We start from the raw sequence: 3,059 nt of genomic DNA, 5'->3' as shown, positions 1-3,059 counted from the left end.
ACGCGATCGCGCGCGCGGTTGCGGCTGGCCGTGCCAGCCTGGAAGCCGGGCGCAGCGTCGTCCTCTACACGGCGCTTGGACCAGCAGCCGACCGGGGCGCCGAAATCGACCGGCAGGAAGGCGCCCGCCACAAGCTTGGCCGCGGCCTCGGCGAACTTCTTCGCGAGCTGACGATCGAGCAGAAATTGCAGCGCGTGGTCATTGCCGGCGGCGACACGTCGAGCCATGCGCTCGGCCAGATGGGCGTCGATGCGCTGACGGTCAGGATGCCGCTGCCCGCCTCGCCGGGCTCGCCGCTTTGCGTCGCCCACTCGCGCGTCAAGGCGGTCGATGGACTGGAGGTTGCCCTCAAGGGCGGGCAAGTCGGAACCGATCGTTATTTCTGCGCCATCCGCGATGGGCTCGGCGGCTGACAGAAGGCGCTGGATTTGACCGATCTCACGACTTCTTGAACACGGCGCGGTTACCAACGCACCATGCCTGTCCCACATAAACCGCCGTATGCGTAGCGGCGGGGCGGCGCACTACGCTCAAGCCGGGGCTGACCACGGCTCCGCGAGTGAACCAGCGGGATGCCGCGATGTCATTCAGACCGTTGCTTGGTGACGGACGGGTTCGGAGCCAGGAGGAGAAGTCGGAGCCCCTGCAAACCGCGTCATGGGTCAGCTCCTCGATCGTTTTCGACAATCGGCGGTGGGCGTGCCGGGAGGCGGAGCTCCGCTGGACAGCCCCTCATCATCTGATCGTGCTGACGGAAGAAGGCGGAACGTCCCACACATCTATCCGGCACGAGGCAAGATCCCTCTACGACGGGATGGACCGGCCAGGAGCCCTCACCTTCGTCCCCGCGGGCGCGGAGCGTCTCGGCTTCTATCGCGATGTAAACCTCTCCTATTCAGCCTTGTGGATCGATCCCGATATCAGGCTCCCTGGATGCGAACGCCTGAGAGACCTGCCGATCCTGGTGAACAAGAAAGACGTGGTCATCGCCACGCTCTTGAGTTCGCTTCGCGACGAGATGGCACTCGGCCACAAGCCGGACACTGCCTATATCGAGCATCTGGTCGCCCTCGTCAGCCTCCGCGTGGCCAACCTGAACCGGGAGCAACACCCATCTATACGTCACGGCTGTCTCAGCCATCGGGCGCTTGGTCGAGTACGGGATCATATCAATGCGCATATGAATTCCGACATTTCGCTAAGCGAACTCGCAGCCGTCGCGGGCATGGCTGTCGACAGTTTTGCGCGGCGCTTCAAGGCGACGACCGGCCTTGCGCCCTATGCCTATGTGATCGAGGAGCGGGTGCGGCGAGCGGAGATACTGCTGCGCGAAACGGGTTTGTCGATCGGTACCATTGCCTTTCGCCTCGGCTTTTCAAGCCAGAGCCACTTCACCACGACCTTCCGGCGCCTCAGGGGCATGACGCCTCGGGTCTATCGGGTGAATTCTTCTCCGGAATTCTGACATTGCCGCCGATTTCTTGAAAGAAAGCCGCCGCGCGCATCCCCAGCTCCAGTGTCGATGAGTGACAGAACTGCGACTGGGAGATCATGCATGGCCAGAACAGACATCAGGAGCGGGCCGACGCGTCGAACGGTGCTGGAGGGCGGGGTGGCGACTGGCGTGCTCCTGGCTACCGGTATACCGGTTAGCGCCGAGCCGGCAGACACCGTCACGTCGGTCGCCTCTCCGACGCCGGTACCGACGATGCCGATGTCCCTGCGGATCAACGCGAAGGTCCTTGCCGTCGAGCTCGACCCGCGGACGACGCTGCTCGACGCTCTGCGCAACCATCTCGGCCTCACCGGCTCGAAGAAAGGCTGCGACCACGGCCAGTGCGGCGCATGCACGGTGCTCGTCGATGGGCGCCGGATCAATTCCTGCCTGACGCTTGCCGCGATGCATGAAGGCGACGAGATGACCACGATCGAGGGCCTTGCCGAGGGTGATCGGCTGCATCCGGTGCAGGCCGCCTTCGTCGCCCGCGATGGTTTCCAGTGCGGCTACTGCACGCCGGGCCAGATCTGCTCCGCGGTCGGTATGCTGGGCGAGGCCAGGGCCGGCTGGCCGAGCCATGCGAGCGCCGACGTAGCGGCAGCTTCCGTCGCACTCACCGATGCCGAGATCCGCGAGCGGATGAGCGGCAACATCTGCCGTTGTGCCGCTTATCCGAACATTGTCGCTGCAATCCGCGACGCGGCAGAGGAGGCGTGAGCAATGCAATCCTTCACTTATGAACGTGCGGCAAGTGCCGAGCAGGCGGCCGCCGCGGTCGCGGCGCGGCCGGACGCCAAGTTCATCAGCGGCGGCACCAACCTGCTCGACCTGATGAAGCTTGAGATCGAGCGCCCAGCACATCTCGTCGACATCAGCCGGTTGCCGCTCGATCGGATCGAGGAGACGGCGGAAGGTGGGCTTCGGGTCGGCGCCCAGGTCCGCAACAGCGATCTCGCCGCCGATCCGCGGGTGAGGTCGCGCTACCCGATGCTCACGCAAGCGCTGCTGGCGGGAGCGTCCGGCCAGATACGCAACAAGGCCTCGACCAGCGGTAATCTCCTGCAGCGCACCCGCTGCCCCTATTTCTACGACCGCAACATGGCTTGCAACAAGCGCGAGCAAGGATCGGGCTGCGCGGCGCTTCAGGGCTTCAACCGCATGCATGCCGTACTCGGCGCGAGCCAAGCCTGCATCGCGGTCCACCCCTCCGACATGGCGGTCGCCATGTCCGGGCTCGATGCCAGGATCGAGACCATATCGGCCGGCGGCGAGACCCGCACGATCCCGATCGGTGATTTCCATCGATTGCCCGAGGCGGCGCCCCATGTCGAAACCGTGCTCGGCCACGGCGAGATGATCGCCGCAGTTACCCTGCCGCCGCCCCCGCCCGGCCGGCAGGTTTACCGCAAGGTGCGCGACCGTGCCTCCTACGCCTTCGCGCTGGTGTCGGTGGCAGCAATCGTCGAGAAGAGCGGCGATCGTATCCGAAGCGCTCGGATCGCCATGGGCGGCGTGGCCGCGAAGCCCTGGCGCGCGACGGAGGCGGAGCGCACGCTCGCAG

At 65.5% G+C, this 3,059-nt stretch carries 3 protein-coding genes and 1 pseudogene; all 4 read left to right on the top strand.

Annotation, left to right across the window (positions count from 1 at the left end; all coding sequences use genetic code 11):
* On the top strand, positions 1-413 hold a 413-nt coding region (locus E5W87_RS33970), incomplete at its 5' end, for a nucleotide-binding domain containing protein (RefSeq protein WP_292407858.1).
* Between the two features lie 167 nt (positions 414-580).
* Entirely contained in the window at positions 581-1,465 is an 885-nt protein-coding gene (locus E5W87_RS33965; RefSeq protein ID WP_292407855.1) for a helix-turn-helix domain-containing protein, read from the top strand.
* A 90-nt stretch (positions 1,466-1,555) separates the two neighbouring features.
* Positions 1,556-2,215, top strand: coding sequence for a 2Fe-2S iron-sulfur cluster-binding protein (locus E5W87_RS33960; protein WP_292407854.1), 660 nt, complete (start codon positions 1,556-1,558; stop codon positions 2,213-2,215).
* Positions 2,216-2,218: 3 nt separating this feature from the next.
* A pseudogene (locus E5W87_RS33955) lies at positions 2,219-3,059 on the top strand (xanthine dehydrogenase family protein subunit M); the annotation flags it as partial.

This window comes from Mesorhizobium sp. (assembly GCF_004962925.1).
Taxonomy (GTDB): Bacteria; Pseudomonadota; Alphaproteobacteria; order Rhizobiales; family Rhizobiaceae; genus Mesorhizobium.
Note: the sequence above shows the minus strand (reverse complement) of the source record. Positions and strands in the feature narration are given on the sequence as shown.

What these genes read in the sequence shown, in the direction of transcription:
- E5W87_RS33960 (WP_292407854.1), top strand. Translation starts at nt 1,556, where the DNA reads ATGGCCAGAACAGACATCAGGAGCGGGCCGACGCGTCGAACGGTGCTG.
- E5W87_RS33965 (WP_292407855.1), top strand. Translation starts at nt 581, where the DNA reads ATGTCATTCAGACCGTTGCTTGGTGACGGACGGGTTCGGAGCCAGGAG.